At 74.5% G+C, this 20,749-nt stretch carries 15 protein-coding genes; 8 read left to right on the forward strand and 7 right to left on the reverse strand.

Features of this window, described 5'->3' with window-relative positions:
* The first annotated feature begins 106 nt into the window (after nucleotides 1-106).
* Complete coding sequence (locus tag PUR61_RS25970; RefSeq protein ID WP_329881817.1) at nucleotides 107-514, forward strand: ribosomal maturation YjgA family protein; 408 nt, start codon at nucleotides 107-109, stop codon at nucleotides 512-514.
* 138 nt (nucleotides 515-652) lie between these two features.
* On the opposite strand, the gene PUR61_RS25975 is transcribed toward PUR61_RS25970, so the two are convergent.
* On the reverse strand, nucleotides 653-1,435 hold the full coding sequence (locus PUR61_RS25975) for an SGNH/GDSL hydrolase family protein (protein WP_329881818.1): 783 nt from the start codon (nucleotides 1,433-1,435) through the stop codon (nucleotides 653-655).
* 515 nt (nucleotides 1,436-1,950) lie between these two features.
* Between PUR61_RS25975 and ddaH the strand changes: the two genes are divergently transcribed.
* Nucleotides 1,951-2,778 carry a dimethylargininase gene (gene ddaH / locus PUR61_RS25980; protein ID WP_329881819.1) on the forward strand — a complete coding sequence of 276 codons (828 nt, stop codon included), beginning with the start codon at nucleotides 1,951-1,953 and terminating at the stop codon, nucleotides 2,776-2,778.
* Between the two features lie 172 nt (nucleotides 2,779-2,950).
* A complete protein-coding gene (locus PUR61_RS25985; protein ID WP_329881820.1) occupies nucleotides 2,951-3,361 on the forward strand; it encodes a PPOX class F420-dependent oxidoreductase in 411 nt (136 codons plus the stop codon).
* 10 nt (nucleotides 3,362-3,371) lie between these two features.
* Here the strand turns inward: PUR61_RS25985 and PUR61_RS25990 are convergent, their stop codons facing one another.
* The 5 genes from PUR61_RS25990 to PUR61_RS26010 all read right to left on the reverse strand — a co-directional run bounded on the left by PUR61_RS25990 (nucleotide 3,372) and on the right by PUR61_RS26010 (nucleotide 8,265).
* Nucleotides 3,372-4,079 carry a LutC/YkgG family protein gene (locus PUR61_RS25990; protein ID WP_329881821.1) on the reverse strand — a complete coding sequence of 236 codons (708 nt, stop codon included), beginning with the start codon at nucleotides 4,077-4,079 and terminating at the stop codon, nucleotides 3,372-3,374.
* Complete coding sequence (locus tag PUR61_RS25995) at nucleotides 4,076-5,533, reverse strand: lactate utilization protein B (protein ID WP_329881823.1); 1,458 nt, start codon at nucleotides 5,531-5,533, stop codon at nucleotides 4,076-4,078. The genes PUR61_RS25990 and PUR61_RS25995 overlap by 4 nt, the downstream gene beginning before the upstream one ends.
* Nucleotides 5,534-5,547: 14 nt before the next feature.
* Complete coding sequence (locus PUR61_RS26000; protein WP_329881824.1) at nucleotides 5,548-6,294, reverse strand: (Fe-S)-binding protein; 747 nt, start codon at nucleotides 6,292-6,294, stop codon at nucleotides 5,548-5,550.
* Nucleotides 6,295-6,482: 188 nt separating this feature from the next.
* Nucleotides 6,483-7,697, reverse strand: a complete 1,215-nt coding sequence (locus PUR61_RS26005) for a globin domain-containing protein (protein WP_329881825.1) — start codon at nucleotides 7,695-7,697, stop codon at nucleotides 6,483-6,485.
* Nucleotides 7,698-7,821: 124 nt separating this feature from the next.
* Complete coding sequence (locus PUR61_RS26010; protein WP_329881826.1) at nucleotides 7,822-8,265, reverse strand: RrF2 family transcriptional regulator; 444 nt, start codon at nucleotides 8,263-8,265, stop codon at nucleotides 7,822-7,824.
* A gap of 354 nt (nucleotides 8,266-8,619) precedes the next feature.
* On the opposite strand from PUR61_RS26010, the gene PUR61_RS26015 reads away from it, so the two are divergent.
* Nucleotides 8,620-9,468 (forward strand): SAM-dependent methyltransferase, encoded by an 849-nt coding sequence (locus PUR61_RS26015; protein WP_380362985.1) that lies wholly within the window; start codon nucleotides 8,620-8,622, stop codon nucleotides 9,466-9,468.
* Between the two features lie 40 nt (nucleotides 9,469-9,508).
* Here the strand turns inward: PUR61_RS26015 and PUR61_RS26020 are convergent, their stop codons facing one another.
* Entirely contained in the window at nucleotides 9,509-10,336 is an 828-nt protein-coding gene (locus tag PUR61_RS26020) for an SDR family NAD(P)-dependent oxidoreductase (RefSeq protein WP_329881827.1), read from the reverse strand.
* Between the two features lie 88 nt (nucleotides 10,337-10,424).
* Here PUR61_RS26020 and PUR61_RS26025 point away from each other — a divergent pair, with 88 nt between their 5' ends.
* From PUR61_RS26025 to PUR61_RS26040, 4 genes are all read left to right on the forward strand, one after another.
* Entirely contained in the window at nucleotides 10,425-11,384 is a 960-nt protein-coding gene (locus PUR61_RS26025) for a helix-turn-helix transcriptional regulator (protein ID WP_329881828.1), read from the forward strand.
* A 629-nt stretch (nucleotides 11,385-12,013) separates the two neighbouring features.
* A complete protein-coding gene (locus PUR61_RS26030; protein ID WP_329881829.1) occupies nucleotides 12,014-13,120 on the forward strand; it encodes an ATP-grasp domain-containing protein in 1,107 nt (368 codons plus the stop codon).
* Between the two features lie 346 nt (nucleotides 13,121-13,466).
* Nucleotides 13,467-19,874 (forward strand): non-ribosomal peptide synthetase, encoded by a 6,408-nt coding sequence (locus PUR61_RS26035; RefSeq protein ID WP_329881830.1) that lies wholly within the window; start codon nucleotides 13,467-13,469, stop codon nucleotides 19,872-19,874.
* Nucleotides 19,871-20,746 carry an alpha/beta fold hydrolase gene (locus PUR61_RS26040; protein ID WP_329881831.1) on the forward strand — a complete coding sequence of 292 codons (876 nt, stop codon included), beginning with the start codon at nucleotides 19,871-19,873 and terminating at the stop codon, nucleotides 20,744-20,746. The genes PUR61_RS26035 and PUR61_RS26040 overlap by 4 nt, the downstream gene beginning before the upstream one ends.
* Nucleotides 20,747-20,749 lie beyond the last annotated feature (3 nt).

The following is a 20,749-nucleotide window of genomic DNA, read 5'->3' on the forward strand; positions in this document are numbered from 1 at the left end:
GTGGCGACACCCCCGGCTCGCGGTCGCCGCCGCGGTCGAGTCCCCGATGTCGGCGGAGCGGCGCCGGCCGTCGGTGCCGGGTCCGGCGGCTGGTTAGGGTACCGGAATGGATGATCTTCGAGGGCGCGGCGCCGTGCGTGCGGTGGCCGTGGTGGCGGCGGTGCTGACGGTGGCGGCAGGGCTCGGGGTGCGCGCCGCGGTCGGCGGGGAGGTCGCCAAGTACGCCGGGGACGCGCTGTACACGGTGCTGGTGTACGCGCTGGCCGTGACCGCGGCGCCGGGCCTGCGGCCGGTCGCGGCCGGGGCGTGGGCGGCCGGGCTGAGCTGGGCCGTCGAGCTGTTCCAGCTCACCGGGGTCCCGGAGGAGCTGGCCCACCGCAGTGCGCTCGCCCGGCTGGTGCTCGGCTCCACCTTCAACCCGCCCGACCTGCTCTGGTACCTGGTCGGTGCGGTCCTGGCCGCGCTCGTGCACGCGGGTGCGGGGAGGGCCGGCCCGGCCGGCCGCCGGGTCTGAGGCAGACGCGGGCCGGGTCGGGCCCGGTGGCACCCCTGCGGCCGGGTGCCACCGCCGGTCGGGGCGCGGCGGTGGCGCGGCGGTGGCACTCCGGACGGATCCGGGGGCCGGTGGTCCGGTCGAGTATCCGACGGGGCGTCAGAGCGGCATGAGCTCCGGCCGCTTGGGCTCGACGTGGTCGCCCGAGGACTCGCCGCGCAGGCGGCGGCCGACCCAGGGGATCAGGTACTCGCGGGCCCACTGCAGGTTCTCGCGGCGCTGCTCGGCGGGGGACGCCACCGGCAGGACCGGCCAGGGTGCCTCCGGGTCCTGCGCGGTGCGCAGGCCCAGCGAGCGGGCGGCCAGCAGGGCGACCCGCTGGTGGCCCTCCGGGGAGAGGTGCAGGCGGTCCTCGCTCCAGGCCCGGCGGTCCTGGACGGCGCGGAGCGACCAGAGGTCGGCCACCTTGCAGCCGTGCCGGTCGGCGACGGCCCGCATGTGGCTGTTGTAGGTGGCGATCTTGCCGCGGAGGTGCTTCAGCAGCGGCACGCCGCGGGTGTCGAAGCCGGTGCAGATGAGTACCGTCCCTGCTGCCTCGACGAGTTGGACGACGGCGGCCTCGAACCGCTCGGCCACCTCGTCCGGGTCGCTGCCGGGTCGCAGGATGTCGTTGCCGCCGGCGCAGAAGGTCACCAGGTCGGGCCGGATGCGCCGGGCCTGCGGCACCTGCTCGGCCATGACCTGGTCGAGCAGCCGGCCGCGCACCGCGAGGTTGGCGTAGCGGAAGTCGCCCGGGGGCTGCCCGTCGGCGAGCAGCCCGGCGAGCCGGTCGGCCCAGCCGGCGAAGGCACCGCCGACGCCGGGGTCGTTGAGGCCCTCGGTGAAGCTGTCCCCGATGGCGACGTACGAACTGAGGTCAAGGGTCTCCTGGAGATTCGGCATGAAGGAGATAGTTCACTGTCTCAAGTAACCTACGCCACCGTAGGTGGCCGGTGGCGGTACGTGAGATCGGCCACGTACCGTTCGGGGAGCCCTCCGGCGGTGGGCGGGGGTGGTCCGGGAGGTCGGCGACGGGGCGGGCCGTACGACCGGGCGGGGCGTCAGGAGGTCTACGGCGGAGACCGGTTGCCGGTCTCGCGGGGCGGCGGCCCTTCCGCTTCCGCGGCCCGGTGACCGGCGGGCCGCCCGCCCTTCGGACCGGTCGGAGCCGGGCCGGTGGGTGCGCTCCCCGTGCGCCGGGGGACGCGCCGGCGGATGCGCCGGGTGCGCGGGGGACTGCGTCGTCCGGCGTTCCCGCGCGGGTGTACGAACGGCGCCGTCCGGGCAGCGGCCCTCTGGACTGCGCGGCACGGTCCCGGCGCCCGACCGGCCACCTCGCCCGGCGGCCATCGCCCCGCAGCCGTCACCGAGCACCGAGCACCTCGAACCCCTCACCCCCGGACGGCGGAGGTCGCCGCATGCCGAACCGAATCCCGGAGCGCGCCGCGAAACCGCGGCGCTACCTGATGTGCCGGCCGACGTACTTCACGGTCGACTACACGATCAACCCCTGGATGGACCCGTCCCGGCCCACCGACACCGAGCTCGCCGTCCTCCAGTGGGAGCGGCTGCGCGCGCTGTACGGGCGGCTCGGCCACACCGTCGAGCTGATCGATCCGGTTCCCGGGCTGCCCGACATGGTCTACACGGCCAACGGGGCGACCGTGCTCGGCGGCCGGGCGCTGGTCGCGACCTTCCGCCACCCCGAGCGGGCCGGCGAGTCGGACGCCCACCAGGCCTGGTTCCGGGCCGCCGGCTACCGCGAGGTGCAGCGGGCCGGGCACGTCAACGAGGGTGAGGGCGACCACCTGGTGGCCGGTCGCCGGGTGCTGGCCGGCACGGGCTTCCGCACCGACCCGGCCGCGCACGCCGAGGCCCGCGCGCTCTTCGGCGTCCAGGTGCTCAGCCTGACCCTGGTCGACCCGCGCTTCTACCACCTGGACACCGCGCTGGCCGTCCTCGACGAGGACCAGGTCATGTACTACCCGGAGGCGTTCACCCCGGACAGCCAGGCACTGCTGCGCAGCCTCTACCCGGACGCGATCCTCGCCGACCGGGCCGACGCCGAGGTGTTCGGGCTGAACGCCGTCTCCGACGGGCGCCGGGTGCTCCTGCCGGAGGCCGCCAAGGCGCTGGCCGCGCGGCTGACCGAGCAGGGGTACGAGCCGGTACCGGTCGACGTCTCCGAGCTGCTCAAGGGCGGTGGCGGCCCCAAGTGCTGCACCCTGGAGCTGCGCCCCGCGTAGGGCGGGCCCGGCCGGGCAACGCGGATCCGCCCGACCCGGCCGGGCGCCCGGCCGACCTGACCTCCCGACCGGAGGCCCGCCCCGGAGGCCCGTTCCGGCCCGGCAGAACCGGCCGGTCAGGCTGACCGGGAGAGCTTGACCTCAACCACGCTTGAGCTTCTAGGGTCCAGGCATGATCTTCACCGCGAGGGAACTCGCCTACCTGGCCGCCCAACCGCTGGCGCGCCTGGCGACCATCGGCCCCGACGGCCGCCCGCAGGTCCGTCCGGTGGGCTTCCGGCTCAACGACGACGGCACCATCGACATCGGCGGACCCGACATGGCCCGCAGCCGGAAGTACCTGAACGCGCAGGCCCGCCCCGAGGTCGCCGTGCTGGTGGACGACATGGCCCCGGCCGACGACCCGGTCGCGGGCGGGTGGGGGCGCGGCGTCGAGATCAGGGGGGAGGCCGAGACGCTGGCGGTGGAGGTGCCGCCGGTGGCGCCCGGCTACTTCAGCCGGGACATCATCCGCGTCCGCCCGCTCCGGGTCGTCGCCTGGAACCTGGGGGAGCGGGGGACCTTCGCGCGCGACGTCGGGTGAGCCCGGCCCGTCACCGGGGCGTGGCCAGGACGACCTCCAGGGTGCGCGGACCGTGCACGCCTTCCACCCGGTTCAGCTCGATGTCGCTGGTGGCGGACGGGCCGGAGATCCAGGTCTGAGGTCGGGCCGGGTCGAGTCGGGGGAGGGCGAGCGGGACGGACGCGACCACCTGGCCGGGCGCCAGGACGACGCAGACGTGGTGGTCCGGGACGAGGCTGAGCAGCCGGCGGCCCTGCCCCGGGCCGCCGTCCAGGACGAGCGTGCCGGTCTCGGCGATCGCCAGGGCGCAGCCGGTCACCACGCTGTCGACGGTGTCCAGCCGTGCGGCGGTGAGGGCTCCGCCGGGGCCGCCGTCCGGCAGCGGGCGGGCCGAGGCGGCGGCGGTCCAGCCGGGCGGCAGGCCCGGCGGGACGGCCACGGTGCGGGAGCCCCGGGCGTCGAGGAGGGCGCCGATGACCTCGGGCAGGCGGTCGACGGTGCAGCGGTGGACCAGGGCCCGGTAGTCGGCCAGGTTGTGGTGGAGCAGGTCGATCAGCGCGTCCGGATCGTCCGTGCGGACGTGGCTGCGGAGGTAGTCCCGGGGGACGGGCTCCTCCGTCGTGGCGCGGGCGCCGGGGCGGCTGTCGGGCGGGCTGTCGGGAGAGCTGCCGGGGCGGACCGCGGCGCGGATCCGGGACAGGATCGCCTCGCGCGATCCGCCCGTCGGTCGGTCGCTCATGTGCGGTTCCTCCGCCACCAGTCGCGGAACGGTTCGGGCGGGACCGCCGGCAGCTCGCGGGTGTCGGTCCAGGCGCGGCCCGGGCCCGGGAGCCGGCGCGGGTGGAACCGGGGGGTCCGGGCGGCGGCCCGTTCGGCCGCCCGGAGCAGGGCCGGTCGGTCGAGGACGTAGGTGGCGGCGGCGACGGCGGCGCGTTCCAGCCGGTGCCCGGGCCGGTCGGTGACCCGCTCGCGCAGGTGGACCAGGACCTCGGGGATGTCGATGGCCACCGGGCAGACCTCGTAGCAGGCCCCGCAGAGCGACGACGCGTACGGCAGTGAGGCGTCCAGCTCGGTGGTGACGCCGCGGAGTTGCGGGGTGAGGATGGCGCCGATCGGGCCAGGGTAGACCGAACCGTAGGCGTGCCCGCCGACCCGCTCGTACACCGGGCAGACGTTGAGGCAGGCCGAGCAGCGGATGCAGCGCAGCGCCTGGCGGCCGGTCGGGTCGGCGAGGGCGGCCGTCCGCCCGTTGTCGAGCAGGACGAGGTGGAACACGGACGGGCCGTCCGCGCCGGCCCCGGTGGCTCCGCCGGCCCCGGCGCCCGCGTCGCCGCCCCCGGCGGTGCCGGTCCAGAACGAGGTGTACGGGTTCATCCGCTCGGCGGTGGAGGAGCGGGGCAGCAGTTGGAGGAAGATCTCCAGGTCCCGCCAGGTCGGCACCACCTTCTCGATGCCGACCACCGAGATCAGGGTGCGCGGCAGGGTGAGGCACATCCGGCCGTTGCCCTCGGACTCCACGACCACCAGGGTGCCGGTCTCGGCGACCATGAAGTTGGCGCCCGAGACGGCGACTTCGGCACGCAGGAACTTCTCCCGGAGGTGGAGGCGGGCCGCCTCGGCGAGGTCGGCGGGTGCGTCGGAGAGTCCCTCGGGGGCGGGGCGGCCCCAGTCGGCCATCCGTGCGGCGAAGATCTCGCGGATCTCGCCGCGGTTGCGGTGGATCGCCGGGACCAGGATGTGCGAGGGCCGGTCCTCGCCCAACTGCACGATGAGCTCGGCGAGATCGGTCTCGTACGCGGTGATCCCGGCGGCGGCGAGTGCCTCGTTGAGGCCGATCTCCTGGGTGGCCATCGACTTCACCTTGACCACCTCGCGCTCACCGGTGGCCCGGACCAGTCCGGTGACGATCCGGTTGGCCTCGTCGGCGTCGGAGGCCCAGTGCACGGTGCCGCCGGCGGCGGTCACGGTCTGCTCCAACTGGACCAGGTAGCGGTCGAGATGGCGCAGGGTGTGGTCCTTGACGGCCTTGGCGGCTGCGCGCAGTTCGGTCCAGTCGGAGAGTTCGGCTACCGCGCGGGCCCGCTTCTCCCGGATGGTGCGGGTGGCGTGCCGGAGGTTGGCGCGCAGCCGCTCGTCGGCCGTGGCAGCGGCGGCGGCTTCCGGGAAGGCGGGAGCGGCCGGTACGGCGGGCATCCCCAGGAAGGTGTTCACACCGCCCGCCAGGGCTCGGTCTCGGTGCTGGCGAGGATCTCGGCGAGGTGGAGCGGGCGCAGCGGCGCGCCCTGGCGGCGGAGGGTCCCGTCGAGGTGCAGGAGACAGGAGTTGTCGCCGCCGCAGAGCACCTCGGCGCCGGTCGCCAGGGCGCTGCGGACCTTGTCGGCGGCCATCGCCGCCGAGACCGCAGGGTTCTTCACCGCGAACGTCCCGCCGAAGCCGCAGCACTCCTCGGCGCCGGGCAGTTCGACCAGTTCGAGCCCCCGGACGGCCCGGAGCAGCCGCCGCGGCCGCTCGCCGAGGCCGAGCAGTCTCAGTCCGTGGCAGGAGGGGTGGTAGGTCACGGTGTGCGGGAACCACGCGCCGACGTCCTCGACGCCGAGGACGTCGGTCAGGAACTCGGTCAGCTCGTACACCCGTGGTGTCAACTCCGCTACCTCGCGGACGAGTTCGCTGCCCGCCCGGGCGGCGATCCGCGGGTGGGCGTCGCGGACCGTCGCCACGCACGAGCCGGAGGGCGTCACCACGTGGTCGTAGCCGGCGAACGCCCGGGCGGTGCGCCGCACCAGCGGCTCGCAGGCCCGCCGGTAGCCGGTGTTGTACTGCGGCTGGCCGCAACAGCTCTGCCCGGGCGGGAAGTCGACGTCGACGCCGAGGCGCTCCAACAGCCGTACGGTGGCGATCGCGGTGGACGGGTACAGCGCGTCGTTGACGCAGGTGGCGAACAGTGCGACGCGCAACGGTCCTCCCCGGGCCCTCGGTCGGCGTCCCGGTGACGGCGACGGTGGTCGGCGGCGGCCGGGGCCGCCCCGGCGCCGGACCGGCCGGCCCGTCGGTGATCGTACCGAGCGGGCCGGCCGGGCGGCAGGGCACCACGCCGCGGGGGCGCGGCGCCGGAGCGGGGCCGGGCGGGGCGGGGCGGTCGTGCTCAGGCGTCCCGGCCGAGCCAGAGGTCCGGACCGAACACCTCGTAGTGGATGTCGGCGGCGGGGACGCCCGCCGCCAGCAGCTGCCCCCGCACCGAGCGGAGGAAGGGCAGCGGGCCGCACAGGTAGGCGGTGGTCCCGGTCGGGACCTCGACCGTCGACAGGTCGACCAGGCCGGTGCGGTCGGCGGGCCAGTCGCCGAGCGGCCGCTCGTAGAAGACGTGCGCGGTGCCGGCCGGGAGCTTGGCGGTGAGCCGGGTGAGGTCGGCGCGGAAGGCGTGCGAGAGCTGGTCGCGGTCGCCGTGGACGGTGACCACCCGGCGGGTGGAGCCGGTGGCGGCCAGGTGGGCCAGCACGGCGGTGATCGGGGTGTTGCCGATGCCGGCCGACGCGAGCAGCACCGGTCCGTCGCCGTCGGCCGGCGCGACGTCGCCGAACGGCGGCGCGACGTCGAGGACGTCCCCGGCGTGCAGGTGGTCGTGCAGGTGGTTGGAGACCTCGCCGGCGGGTGCGTCCGGGCGGTCGGCGGTGGCGCGCTTGACGGTGAACCGGAGCGCGCCGTCCGGGGCTCCGGAGAGGCTGTACTGGCGGATCTGTCGTGCGCCGTCGGGCAGTTCGGCACGCACCGAGACGTACTGGCCGGGCCGGGACGCCGGCAGCGGGCGGCCGTCGGCCGGTCGGACGAGGTAGCTGGTGACGTCGTCGGTCTCCTGCTGCCGGTCGATCACGGTGTACGGGCGCCAGAGGTCGGCCGGGTCGCCCTGCTGGACGGCGACGGCCTCGGCGCGCAGCCGGTCCTCGACGGCGATCAGCCCGTTGGCCATCAGCCAGTACACCTCGTCCCAGGCGGCGGCGACCTCGGGGGTGACGGCGTCGCCGAGCACCTCGACGATGGCGGCGAACAGGTGCTCGTGGACGATCCGGTACTGGTCGTTGCTGATGCCGACCGACACGTGCTTGTGCGCGATCCGGGCCAGCAGCGCGTCCGGGCGGCCGTCGGGGTCGGCGATCAGCGCGGAGGCGAAGACGGCTATCGAGCCGGCCAGCGCCTGCCGCTGGCTGCCGTTGGCCTGGTTGCCCCGGTTGAAGAGGTCGCGCAGCAGCTCCGGGTGGGCGGCGAACATCCGGTCGTAGAAGAGCGGGGTGATGGAGCCGATCGCACCGCCCACGACGGGCAGGGTGGCTTCGACGACCTCGGCGGACTTGGCGGACAGCATCGGGTTCGCTCCAAATTGGTATCTGAAAGTCGTATTATCGGCCGCGAGGATGCGCGGACGGGTGCGGCGTGCGGAGGCGCGGGCCCGGCAGGTGCGGGCCCTGGGGCCGGGCTGGGAACGGGTGTCAGCCGGGGGGTCTGCGGGAGAGGCCGAGCAGGACCGGCCCGGTCGGGGCGGCGACCAGGTCGCCGATCGAGAGCGGGTCGAGGGTGGTGAAGAACGCCTCCTGCGCGGAGCGCAGCACTCCCCGCAGACGGCAGGCCGCGCGCAGCGGACAGGGCGGCTCGTCCTCGCAACCGACCACGTCACCCACGCCTTCCAGCTCGCGCAACAGCAGTCCGAGAGAGCCGGTACGGCCCGCCGCGGTGAGGGTCAGCCCCCCGCCGCGGCCGCGTCGCGCCTCCACCACGCCGAGGTGCTGCAGCCGGCTGACCACCTTGGCGGCGTGGGTGTACGGCACGCCCACCGCCTCGGCCACCTCGCGGGTGGTCGGGTTGGCCTCCTCGTCGAGGACGGCCAGCCGCATGGCGATGCGGAGGGCGATGTCGGTGCTCTTGGTCAGCCTCACGTTCGAGAGGCTAGCGAATGCGACTGCAGGACTCCAATTTTCTGCACACGGGGTGCGGGCCGGGCCCGCTGCCCGCGCGGGCAGCGATCCGGGCAGTGATCCGGACGGTGGTGGGGGCGGTGCGGGTCGGGTCGGTGCGGCGCAGGGGGCCGACGTGGCCGCAGAAGCGGGCCGGAGGCCGCTCGGCGGCCCGTCCGAGGGGCCGCCCGGAGGTCCGCCCCGGGGCCCGGAACTCGCGGCCACTGCCCGCGGATTACGGTTACCATGCGCACCATGGGTCCGCCGCCCGGCTGATCGCCGGGGCCGGGCACGGGTGACACGGAAACGACAACGGGGTCGAAGGGGAGGGCGAGGATGTCGCGCGCTGACTGGGTATCGGGGGACCGGGGCGGGGAACAGACCGGGTGGACGGGCGTCGACCTGCGGATGGACGTCCCGCACTCGGCGCGGGTCTACGACTACCTCATCGGCGGCAAGACCAACTTCGAGCCCGACCGGGTCGCCGCCCACGCCTCCGTCAAGGCCTGGCCGGCCCTCCCGGTCTCGATGCGGACGACCCGCACCTTCATGGAGCGCGTCGTCCGCCACTTGGCGGAGAAGCACGGCGTGCGGCAGTTCCTGGACATCGGGACAGGCATCCCCACCTCGCCCAACGTGCACGAGATCGCCCAGGGCGTCGCGCCGGATGCGCGGGTCGTCTACGTCGACAACGACCCGATCGTGCTGACCCACGCGCGCGCCCTGATGTCCAGCACCCCGGAGGGCCGCACCGCCTACCTGGACGCCGACCTGCGCGACGTCGACTCGATCCTGGACTCGCCGCGCCTGCGCGAGGTGCTCGACCTCTCCCGGCCGGTGGCGCTCTCCCTGATCGCGATCGTGCACTTCGTGCTGGACGGGGACGACCCGCAGGGCATCGTCCGCCGGCTGATGGACCGGCTCGCCCCCGGCAGCTTCCTCGCCCTGACCGTCTTCACCGGCGACACCGACCCGGTCGGCGTCGGCGGCGTCGGTCGCGAGTACAACGCCCGGGGCATCCCGCTCCAGATCCGGGACAAGGCCGAGACCCTCGCCTTCTTCGACGGCTACGACCTGCTCGACCCCGGGGTCACGCTGGTCCACCACTGGAACCCGGACCCGGACGCCGCGCCGGTGCGGGACGCGAGCATCGCGATGTACGGGGGCGTGGCCGTCAAGCGCTGAACCGCGGCGCCGCCGGCCCGGGGGAGGCGGCGCGTCCGCCTCAGCTGTTCCGCAGGATCCGGTAGGCCGTCCCCGGGTGGACCCGCAGCAGTGCGAGCAGCGTCCGTGAGACGCCGACCGCGATCACCGGCCGGCCGCGCTCCAGCCCGCGGACGACGGCCCGGGCGGCCGCGGCCGGCGGGATCTTGCGGGCGGCGCCCCCGCGGCCGGCCGTCATCGGCGTGTCCACCAGGGGCAGCACCACCTCCTGGACCCGGAGCCACGGGGTCTCGTCCTCGGCCCGGTAGCGCAGCGACCGGAGCAGGGTGTGCACGGCGGCCTTGGTCGCGCAGTAGACCGGTGCCGACTTCTTGGGCGCGTAGGCCAGGCCCGAGGTCACCGCGACGAAGGCCGTCTCGCGGCCCGGACCGCCGCCGCGGGCGGCGTCCCTGCGGGCGCTCCCGGAACGGCCCGGGTCCCCTGCGCTCCCGGCGGTTCCGGCGCTCCCGCCGGCGGGGCCGGTGAGGTGGGGCCAGCTCGCGGCGGCCAGTTCGACCACCGAGCGCAGGTTGACCGCGAGCTCCTGCTCGGCGAGCGCCAGGACCTCAAGGTCCGGCCCCCGGGTCAGGTCGATCAGGTGCTGCACGCCCGCGTTGGCCACCACGACGTCGAGTCCGCCGAGGAACCCGGCGGCGAGGTCCACCACCCGCGTCGCCTCGCCCGCCACCGCGAGGTCGGCGGTGAACGACCTGAGGCCGGCCCCCGACCGGTCCGCCCGCCGTCCGCAGGTCACCACCCTCGCCCCGGCGGCGGTGAGGGCCCCGGTCAGGGCGAGGCCGACCCCGCTGGTGCCGCCGGTGACGAGGATGCGCTTTCCGTTCACGTTCATGGCGGCCAGCCTGGGGCCGGGTGCGGGCGCCGGCTTGTACCAGTGCGCCACCGCCGCGGGACCAGGCAGCCGCCGGTAGCATCGCGCCGTGCCCACCGCCGTACGGGAGATGGCGCGGACCGTCCACCCGGAGCTGGCCGGCGCCGCGCTCGCCGCGCTGCTCCGACACGGGTCCGGGCCGCTCGGGCCGGCCGGGCGGACCGTGCGTCGGCTGCTCGCCGCCGGTGCTCCGGTGCCCGAGGGCGTGCACCGGGAACTGCTGGGTGCGCTGTACGGCTGCGGACGGGAGGCGGTCTCCGACGCCGGGCGGCTGCTCTTCGAGCGGCCGCGGGATCCGCTGCTGCGCGCGCTGATGACGGGGGACGACATGGCCGCGCTGATCGCCCGCGCCCGTCCGGTCGAGCTCTGGCTCCACGTCGGCCACCGGACCCGGACGGTGCTGCGGCCGGGAGAACTGACGGTCAGTCACCGGCGTTACCTGGGCGGTGATCCGGTGTCCGCCGAGAGCGTCTTCGTCTGCGCGGTGCACACCGCCGCCGTGGCGGCCGTGACCGGACGCCCGGTCGAGGTGGCGCTGCTCGCCGCGGACGGCGCCGTCCTGGCACCCGACGCACCCTGGCGGCCCGGTCCGGCGCCCGCCGTCCGGGGGTGGCGGCTGCGGTGGGACGATCGGGTCGGCCCGCACGGTCCCGCCCGGCCTTCCGCCGCCGGGGCGTCCGCCACCGGCCTGCCGGGTGCGGCACGGGAACTGATCGCGGGAGAGCCGGCGGCGGACTGGCGGCTCTCCGCCGTGGCCGCCGCACTGGGCGTCGCGCCGCGTACCCTGCAGCGTTCCTTCACCCGGGCGGGGACGACCTTCCAGGCCGAACTGGCCGCCGTCCGGCTGGACGTCGCCGGCCACCTGGTTCGCCGGACCCGGCTGCCGCTCGCCGAGATCGCGGCCGCCGCCGGCTTCACCGACCACCCGCACCTGACCCGCCGCTTCCGTGAGCACCACGGCTGCGGGCCGGCCGAGTTCCGCCGCCGGGGCGCCGGCGGGACCGAGTGACGGAAGGGGTGTGGAGAGAGCTGTGTACCCCCGAGGTGCTGTCTGCCAATAGCGGGAGAACAGTTGCGCCAGGCGGCGGCAGGGCCTTGACGGGCCGGTGTTTCACCGGAATGCTGATCGAGGCACCGAGCGGTCGAGGGTGCCCGGGGGCGGCTCTGCGGAACAACGAGCCGGGGTGCCTCGTCGAATCCTGCACAGCCCGGCGTGGATCTGCCGGGATCGGTCCACGGGGGGAGGCGGAAATGAACGGACGGTTCGGCGGTGTGCTGCGCGGCGCACCCGGACGTTGTCCCGGCCGCCTGCTCCCCGCTGCGCCGGGCGGGTGTTAGAGCCTCACACACGTATCAGCGTGCGACGCCGACTGGTCGCGCCGGAAGCCGGGGGAGCGGTGACCGGGGGCGAACGGTCGGCGCACAGGTGCGCCATCGCGCAATGGCGGGTTGTTCATGGCCAGTAGGGGGACTGTTTCAATGGCGAAACCGCGAGTTCTGGTTATTGGAGACAGCATTCGGCTTGTCCGGAAAGCCGGGCCGGCGAATGTCGATGTCGTTTATGCGCAGAAGCCTTCGCAATTCGATCCGGCGGTCGTCCCGCATTGCGATCAATTGTTGTTGGTGGATTATCAGCACGTGCCGACCGTCGTCGCTCTGGCACGGGCGCTGCACGGGGTGCGGCCCCTCACCCGCGTCGTGACGCAGACGGAGGCGGCGCAGCTGGTCGGCGGGCACCTGGTCGACCTGCTGGGGCTGCCGGGGAACAGCGCCCGCACGACACGTCTGCTGCACGACAAGTCGGTGATGCGCGCGCTGCTCAACGAGCAGGGGATCGCGGCGGTGCCGTTCGTGGTCAATCCCACCCGCGAGGAGTTGGCGGAGTTCGTCGCGGCGCACGGTGCGGCGATGGTGAAGCCGACCAAGGGCTCGGGCAGCCTGGGGGTGCGGCCGGTCGGCTCGGTCGACGAGGTCGACGAGGTGTGGGCCTGGTGCGAGGAGTTCGGCATCGGGGACTTCCTGGTCGAGAAGCTCCTGGTGGGACCGGAGTTGAGTGTCGAGGCATTCTCGGAGGCGGGTCGGCACACGGTCGTCGCGGTGACCGCGAAGGACACCGAGGGCGGGGTCGTCGAGCTCGGGCACGTCGTGCCGGCTTCCTTCGACGGCGAACAGCTCTCCGCCATCAGGGATCTGACGGTGCGCCTGCTGGATGCGGTCGGCCTCCAGGACGGGCCCTCGCACACCGAGATGATCCTCACGGCCGAGGGGCCGCGGATCGTCGAATCGCACTGCCGGCGGGGCGGGGACTTCATCAACGACCTCGTGCGCCTGGTGTACGGCGTGGACCTGGAGGAGGCGACGTACCGGCTGGCCGGACCGTCCGCCCCTCTGGCCGATCTGCGGCCGGCGCGGGGCGCTGCGGCGGTCCGCTTCCTCACGGCCGCGCCCGGGACGGTCGTCTCCGTGGCGGGGCTGGACCGGGCGCGGGAGCTCGACGGTGTGGTCGTGGCCGCCGTGAGTGTCGAACCAGGTTCCGTCGTCAGTGAGTTGCGCTGGTCGGAGGACCGGTGCGGGCACGTCATCGTGCAGGCCGAGAGCGCCGAGGCGGCGGTCCGGCTGGCCCGGAAGGCGGCCGAGTGTATCGAGATCGTCACCGAGCCCGCCCCGGCGGCGGCCGAGCGACCGGCCACGCTGGACGGGCTGCTGGGCGAGTTCGACGAAGTCCTGGACCCCTTCGAGGCGTAGCCCGAGGCGCGGTCCTGGGTGTGTGTTCGAGGCACGGCCGGGCGGCTCGCCGCCCGGCGGTGCCGACCGGACGCCCCCGCCGGTCTCCGCTTCCCGACTCCCGTGTCCTGCCCCGTGCCGGGGGCGCCGAGCGGCGCCCTCCGGCTGTCGCCCCGTCGCGCCCGGACCCGGGTCCGGGGCCGGCCCCGGGGCCGGCCCCGGGGCGGTCCGGGTGCGACGGGGCGGGGTGGCCGTCGGGCCTGAAACCCCTGCGGCGTTCGGTAGTTGTTCGGCAGGCGTTCCACCGCCGGCCGACCCCGCAGTCTTGAGTTAGACAAACCAGTCCATTCGCGGCAGATGGAATGTCATGACCCTGATATCCAGCACGCAAGACGACGGTTCCCTCTCCTACACCCAGGAGAGCCTGTGGCTGTTCCACCACCTGGCCCGCCCCGACGAACCCGCGTACAACGAATCCCTGGCCTTCGAGGTGGCGGGCAAGGTCGACCCGGCCGCCGTACGCGGCGCCGTCCGGGCGGCCGTCGAGCGGCACGAGGCGCTCCGCACCCGGTTCCGCGAGGCCCCGGACGGCCTGCCGCGCGCCGAGGTCCTCGTAACGGTCCCGGACACGCTGGACTTCACCGACCTGCGGACGCTGGAGCCCGCCGAGGCCGACGCCCGCGCGGAGCACCTCCTGGCCGACCACCACCACCGGCCGTTCGACCTCGGCGCGGCTCCGCTGCTGCGCACCCTCCTGGTCGCCCTGCCCGAGGACCGGTGGCTGCTGGCGCTGACGGCCCATCACATCGTGGTCGACGACTGGAGTCTGCGCCTCGTCCTGGAGGAGGTCGGCGAGGACGTCCGGGCGATCACCGAGTCGGGGAACCCGGTGCGGCGCCCCGGACCGGCCGCCACGTTCCGCGACTTCGTGCGGAGCAGCAGGGCGGCCTTCGAGCGCGGCGAGTACGCCGAGCAGATCGAGGACTGGCGGCACTCGCTGGCGCACACCCCGGACCTGCTCGGCATGCCGCTGGATCGCCCCAGACAGGCCCGGCCGACCTTCCGCGGCAGCAGCCGTACGCTCACCGTGCCGCTCACCGAAGTCGAGCCGCTGCTGGAGGCGGGCCGGCGCGAGTGCCGGGCCACGGCCTTCCCGGTCTTCCTGGCGGCGTACGCGGCCCTGCTCAACCGGTACACCGGCCAGGACGGGTTCGCCATCGGCACCACGGTCCTGAACCGGCCGACCGAGGCGGACCTGTCGCTGGTCGGCTGCTTCGTGAACACGCTCCCGCTCGCCCTGCCCGTCGACCGGGAGGCGCCGTTCCGCGACCTCCTGGAGGCGGCCCGGGAGGCGACCGACCGGCTGCTCGACGACGGCGACGCCCCGTACCCCAAGGTGCTGGAAGCCCTCGGTGCCGAGCGGGCCGTCAACCACAACCCGGTGTTCCAGACCATGCTGACCCTGCTCGGGCCGGAGCCGGAGCTGGACCTCGGTCCCGAGACCACGGCCCGCTACCGCCCCGTGCGCCGGACCGCCGCCAAGTTCGACCTGATGCTCTACATCGCCCGGACGGACGGCGGTTACGAGTTCGAGCTGGAGTTCAACACGGATCTGTTCGACCCGGAGACCGCCGAGCGGCTGCTGGGGAACTACGCGCGGCTGCTCAGGGCGCTCGCGACCTCCGTCGACGCCCCGGTCGGCGCCCCGTCGATGCTCGGCGAGGACGAGGAGCGCCTGATCCTCGACACCTGGAACGACACCGCGAAGGCGTACCCGCCGGGCACGGTCGTCGACGTGATCGAGGAGCAGGTCCGCCGCACCCCGGACGCCGTCGCGGTCGAGTACGGCGACCGGCTGCTCACCTACGACCTGCTGAACCGCAGGGCCAACCAGGTGGCGCGGGCGCTGCGCGCCGGGCTCGGCGACACGCCGGGCGGCGTGTCGCGCGGCCCGTTCGTCGGCGTCTACATGGAGCGCTCCGTCGAGATGGTCGTCGCGCTGCTCGCGATCGTCAAGGCGGGTTGCGCGTACGTGCCGATCGACCCCGACTACCCGGCCGCCCGGATCGAGTTCATGATCCAGGACGCCGGCCTCCCGCTGATCCTCACCCAGGAGCGGCACCGTGCGGCGCTCGAAGCGACGGGCACCGGCGGCGCCGCCCTGCTGGTCCTGCCGGACCCCGCCCTGGACACCGAGGACGACGCGGACCCCGTCCGCGCGCTCGGTCCCGACTCGCCCGTCTACATGATCTACACCTCCGGGTCCACCGGGCAGCCCAAGGGCGTGATCAACCGGCACGACTCGCTGGCCAACCGGCTCCACTGGATGCAGGACGCCTTCGCCCTGACCGGCGAGGACAAGGTCCTGCAGAAGACGCCCTACAGCTTCGACGTGTCCGTCTGGGAGTTCTTCTGGCCGCTCATGGTGGGCGCGGCCGTCGTCGTCGCCGAACCCGGCGGGCACCGGGACCCGGAGTACCTGAAGCGCGTCATCCGCGACCACCGGGTCACCACCGTCCACTTCGTCCCCTCGATGCTCAACGTCTTCCTGGAGGCGGAGGAGCTGACGGAGCACTGCGGCTCCCTGCGGCGGGTGGTGTGCAGCGGCGAGGCGCTGCCGCGCAGGACGCTGGAGGTGTTCGCCGGGGCGCTGGACTGCGAACTGCACAACCTCTACGGGCCGACCGAGGCCGCCATCGACGTGTCGCACTGGGCGTGCACCCTCGACTACCCCGGCCAGGTGGTGCCCATCGGCACACCGATCGCGAACGTCCGGCTGTACGTCACGGATCGCCACCAGGTGCTGCAACCGGTCGGCGTGCCGGGCGAGTTGTGCATCGGCGGCGTGGCCGTCGCGGCCGGCTACCACCGCCGGGACGAGCTGTCGGCGAAGGTGTTCCTCGACGACCCGTACGGCACGGAGCCAGGGGCCCGGCTGTACCGGACCGGGGACCTGGCCCGCTTCCTGCCGGACGGCCGGATCCAGTACCTGGGGCGCATCGACAACCAGGTCAAGCTGCGCGGACTCCGCGTCGAGCCGGACGAGGTCGCGGCGGTGCTGCGCGAGCTGCCGGGCGTGCTGGACGCCGCCGTCGTCGTGCACACCACCGGCGCCGCCCAGGCGCTGGCCGCGTACGTGGTGCCCACGGGCGCCGGGCTCGACGCGGAGGACCTGCGGTCCCGGCTGCGCGGCCGGCTGCCGGAGTTCCTCGTCCCGCAGTACCTGGTGGCCGTGCCGGACCTGCCCACCACTCCGAACGGCAAGCTGGACCGGCGCGCGCTGCCCGACCCCGTCGCCGCCGGCGCGTCGGCCCGGAGCGCCGCCGCGCTCGCCGGACCTCGTCAGCACGAGGTGGCCCGGGTCTGGCGCGAGGTGCTCGGCGTCGACGAGGTCGGCGCCGACGACCGGTTCTTCGCGCTCGGCGGCGACTCCATCCTCGCGCTGCGGGTCGCGGCCCGGCTGCGCGAGGCCGGTTACGCCGTGGAACTGCGCGACGTGATCGCCCTGCCCACGGTGGCCGAACTGGCCGCCGCGCTGGAGGAGCGGGACCCGCAGGAGCCGGCCGCCGCGGCGGACCCGGGGCCCTTCGGGCTCGTCGGCCCGGCCGACCGGGCCCTGCTGCCGGCGGACGCCCTCGACGCGTGGCCCCTCACCAGGCTCCAGTCGGGCATGATCTACCACTCGCTGCTGGACGAGGACTCGCCGGTCTACCACGACATCTTCGACTACGAGTTCTCCGGCGAGGCCCGCTCCGGCGGGGCCGAACCGGGTGAGGCCGCCGCGGAGGTCCGCGCCGGGCAGATCCGGCAGGCGATCGCCGCGACGGTGGCCCGCCACCCCCAACTGCGGTCCTGCTTCGACCTGGAGCGGTACGGCGAGCCGCTGCAGATCGTCCTGCCGCGGGCCGACGCCGCCGTGGAGGTCGTGGACCTCACCGGACTGGACCGCGCCGGACAGGACCGGGCGATCGCGCAGTGGGTCGAGCAGGAGAAGCTCCGCCCCTTCGACCTGGCGGCCCCGCCGGTCCGGTTCCGCGTCCACCTGCGGGACGCGACGCGGTTCAACCTCGGCGTCTCGTTCCACCACCTGATCCTCGACGGCTGGAGCGTGGCCCTCGTGGTGGCCGGGATCCGCGAGCGCTACGCGGAGTTGCTCGCCGGGCGGGAGCCGGCGGAACCGGCCGCAGAACCCGGGTTCGGCGGCTACGTCGCGCTGGAGCGGGCGAGCGCCACGAGCGCTGCGGAGCAGGAGGTCTGGCGGCGCCTGCTCGCCGGGTTCCCCGCCACGCTCCCGGCCGGTCCGCAGCCCGACGGCTCGGTCGAGACGGCGACCCTGGAACGGGACGTCCCGGCGGAACTCGCCGAGCGGCTGCGGCGGAGTGCGGCCGGGCTCGGTGCGCCGCTGAAGTCGGTCTACCTGGCGGCGCACTGCGCGGCACTGGCCGACCTCACCGGTACCGCCCGCCTGATCACCGGCCTGGTCGGCCACGGCCGGCCCGAAGTCCCGGGCGGCACCGAGATGGTGGGCCTGTTCCTGAACACGGTGCCGCTCCCCGTGGAGGTGCCGGAGACGCCCGGGCCCGACCTGGTCGCCGCGGTCTTCGCCGCGGAGCGGGCGGTTCTCCCGCACCGGCGGTTCCCGCTCGCCGAGATCGAACGCCTGCGCGGCGGGCCGCAGTTCGACGTCGTGTTCAACTACACGGACTTCCACGCCTACACCGGTCCGGCGGACGGCGTCCGGATCGACGGCGCCCGGTACTTCGAACTGACCAGCTTCCCGATGGTCGTCCACGTCCACAAGGACCAGTTCGACGGTGTGATGCGGCTGGCGGTCTGCCACGACCCCGGCCGGATCAAGTCCTCCGCCGTCGAGCGGTTCCTGGACGGCCTGCTGGAGGCGCTGGAGTCGCTCGCGGCCCCGGATGCGCCGGGACAGGTCGCCGCCCCGGACACCAGGGAGCCGCTGACGCTCCCGGGCACCCGGGCGCCGGAGGCCGCACCGGCGGCGCCGCACACGGCGGCGGACGACCGTCCCGCCGGGGCGGAGACGGCGATCGCCGGGATCATCGCCACCGCGCTGGGCGTCGACGCCCTGGCCGTGGACGCCAACTACCTCGACGCGGGCGTCGACTCCATCACGTCGATCCGGATCCTCGCCAAGATCCGCAAGCTGTTCCCGGCGGCCGTCATGCGCGACGTCATCGAGCTGCGCACCGCCCGCGCCCTGGCCCACCGGCTGGAGAGCCGTGACCGGGACGCCGTGCAGGACGAACCCGTCCCGGCGGGTGAGGGCCTTCCGGCACCGACGGTCGATCTGCCGGACGGCGTCGTCGACGCCTACCCGGCCACCGCCATGCAGCTCCAGATGATCGGGGCCACCCGGCGGGACCCGGCCCAGTCGGCCTACCACGACGTGTTCGCCTACACCGTCCGGCTGCCGCTGGACGAGCAGGCCCTGCGGGCGGCGCTGCGGCAGGCGACCGCATCCTGCGCGACCCTGCGGACGGCGTTTGTGCTGGACGCCCGGCCGGCGCCGCTGCAGCACGTCCACGCCGCGGTCGAACCCGACCTCGTGGTCGACGCCACCGGGCGGCCCGGTGCCGCCGACGAGTGGTTCGAGCGCGAGCGCGGCTCCGGCTTCACCTGGGACCGGCCCGGTCTGATCCGGTTCGCCGCCCACCGGACCGGAGCGGAGGGCTTCGTCCTCTCGTTCGGCTTCCACCACGCGGTGATCGACGGCTGGAGCCTCTCGCTGCTCGTCCGGGACCTGCTCACCTCGTACGCGGCGAGCCTGTCCGGGGACGGGCCCTCCGGGGAGAGCCCGTCCGGGCCGGCGCCGCAGTCGCCGGTGCCGCCCGCTCCCGCCTACCGCGACTACGTCAGGGCGGAGGTCGCGGCCCGCGACTCGCGGCAGTCCCGCGCCTTCTGGCGCGAGGTCCTGCGCGACCACCCCGGGACGCCGCTGCCCCGCTTCGCACCCGACGGCACCGGCAACCGCTGGACGGAGACGACCCTCACCGTGCCCGCCGGGCAGGAGGCCGCGCTGCGCGAGGTCGCCCGGCAGGCGGGCTGCCCGCCCAAGTACCTGATGCTCGCCGCCCACCTGCGCGTCCTCGCGCTGATCAGCGGTCGGCAGGACGTGGTGACCGGCGTCTTCACCCACGGCCGGCCGGAGGCGGAGGGTGCCGAGCGGATGACCGGCATGTTCCTCAACTTCCAGCCGCACCGGGCCCGGCTGGCCGACCGGACCTGGAACGAGCTCGTCGAGGCGGTGTTCCGGGCGGAGGCGCGCGCCCTGCCGCACCGCCGCTACCCGACCGCGGCCGTCGCCCGCGACGTCCTCCACGACCGCGCGGCCGGCCCCGCGGTCGATGTCGCCGCCGGCGCCGACGCCGGGCTCGACGCCCTCGGACGCGTCGCGCTCTTCCCCGCGCTGTTCAACTACACGGAGTTCCCGGCCTACGCCGAGGCTGCCGACGGCGGCGCCGTCATCACGGACGTCCGCTGGTTCGAGCACACCGACGTCCCCTTCCTGGTGAACGTCGGCCGCGACATCGGCCAGTCCCGCCTGGAACTGACCGTCAACGCGGACGGCCGCCTGCTCCCGCAAGCGGTGACCGAGGCCGTCGCCAGGCTCCACGTGGCCGTCCTGGCCCAGATCACCACCGACCCCACCGGCCGCGTCCTGGACACGACCGACGAGATCCGCGCGATCGGAGCCGAACTCCGGGCGCGACAGCTGCCGACCGACGGAGAGGACACCCAGAACCGATGACCACCACCCGTACCCCCGAGACCGAGCAGGTCCTGACCTTCGAGCAGCCGGACGGCTACCGGACCCACTACCGGGTCTGGGGCCCCGCGCAGGCCGACGACGTCGTCGTCATGCTGCACGGCGGCATGAGCCACTCGGGCTGGCAGGCGCCGCTCGGCACCCGCCTCGGGCAGCTGCCCGGGACGGCCTTCGTCGCCGTCGACTTCCGCGGCTCCGGGCTCAACGACGGCCGCGGGCACATCCCCGCCGGTCAGCTCGCCGTCGACGACATCGCCCACCTGCTGCGCCACCTGAAGGACTCCTACGGCCGGATCCACCTGGCCGGCTGGTGCTTCGGTGCCCAGATCGCCACCGTGGTCGCGACCGGCCTCGCCGGTCAGGAGGTAATCAGCAGCCTGATCATGACCTCGCCCGGCTTCTTCTTCAACGACCGCTACAACGACGTCCTGGACCGCTCCATCGACGCCGCCCTGATCGCGGCGGAGGAGCTCGGACTGACCCCCGAGCCGGACCGCGCCTTCATCCAGATCCCGCTGCGCACCCCGGACTTCACCGACCGCCCGGAGTGGCACGCGTTCATCGACGCCGACGAGCTGCGGCTGCTGCGGATCACCGTGGGCACCATCGACGCCTGGGAGGAGATCGCCGTCCGCTCCGAGAAGGACTTCGCGGGGATCGGTCCGCTCCCGCTGCTGGCCGTGTTCGGCACCCGCGACAAGCTGGTGGACAACGCCCGGGTCCGCGCGTTCCTCGCCACCCACCCGGACCTGCGGGTGCACGAGCTCGACACCGGCCACGCGCTCCAGTTCGAGGAGCCGGACGCCCTGGCCGCGCTGCTCGGGGACTTCATCGGTCACCCGGTGGCGGGCTGATCC

The sequence above is a fragment of the Streptomyces sp. BE20 genome (assembly GCF_036322525.1).
Lineage (GTDB): Bacteria > Actinomycetota > Actinomycetes > Streptomycetales > Streptomycetaceae > Kitasatospora.

Excerpts from the sequence above, each read along its gene's own strand:
- PUR61_RS25970 (WP_329881817.1), top strand. The coding sequence starts at position 107 with ATGGATGATCTTCGAGGGCGCGGCGCCGTGCGTGCGGTGGCCGTGGTG.
- PUR61_RS25975 (WP_329881818.1), bottom strand. The coding sequence starts at position 1,435 with ATGCCGAATCTCCAGGAGACCCTTGACCTCAGTTCGTACGTCGCCATC.
- ddaH (WP_329881819.1), top strand. The coding sequence starts at position 1,951 with ATGCCGAACCGAATCCCGGAGCGCGCCGCGAAACCGCGGCGCTACCTG.
- PUR61_RS25985 (WP_329881820.1), top strand. The coding sequence starts at position 2,951 with ATGATCTTCACCGCGAGGGAACTCGCCTACCTGGCCGCCCAACCGCTG.
- PUR61_RS25990 (WP_329881821.1), bottom strand. The coding sequence starts at position 4,079 with ATGAGCGACCGACCGACGGGCGGATCGCGCGAGGCGATCCTGTCCCGG.
- PUR61_RS25995 (WP_329881823.1), bottom strand. The coding sequence starts at position 5,533 with ATGCCCGCCGTACCGGCCGCTCCCGCCTTCCCGGAAGCCGCCGCCGCT.
- PUR61_RS26005 (WP_329881825.1), bottom strand. The coding sequence starts at position 7,697 with ATGCTGTCCGCCAAGTCCGCCGAGGTCGTCGAAGCCACCCTGCCCGTC.
- PUR61_RS26015 (WP_380362985.1), top strand. The coding sequence starts at position 8,620 with ATGTCGCGCGCTGACTGGGTATCGGGGGACCGGGGCGGGGAACAGACC.
- PUR61_RS26020 (WP_329881827.1), bottom strand. The coding sequence starts at position 10,336 with ATGAACGTGAACGGAAAGCGCATCCTCGTCACCGGCGGCACCAGCGGG.
- PUR61_RS26035 (WP_329881830.1), top strand. The coding sequence starts at position 13,467 with ATGACCCTGATATCCAGCACGCAAGACGACGGTTCCCTCTCCTACACC.
- PUR61_RS26040 (WP_329881831.1), top strand. The coding sequence starts at position 19,871 with ATGACCACCACCCGTACCCCCGAGACCGAGCAGGTCCTGACCTTCGAG.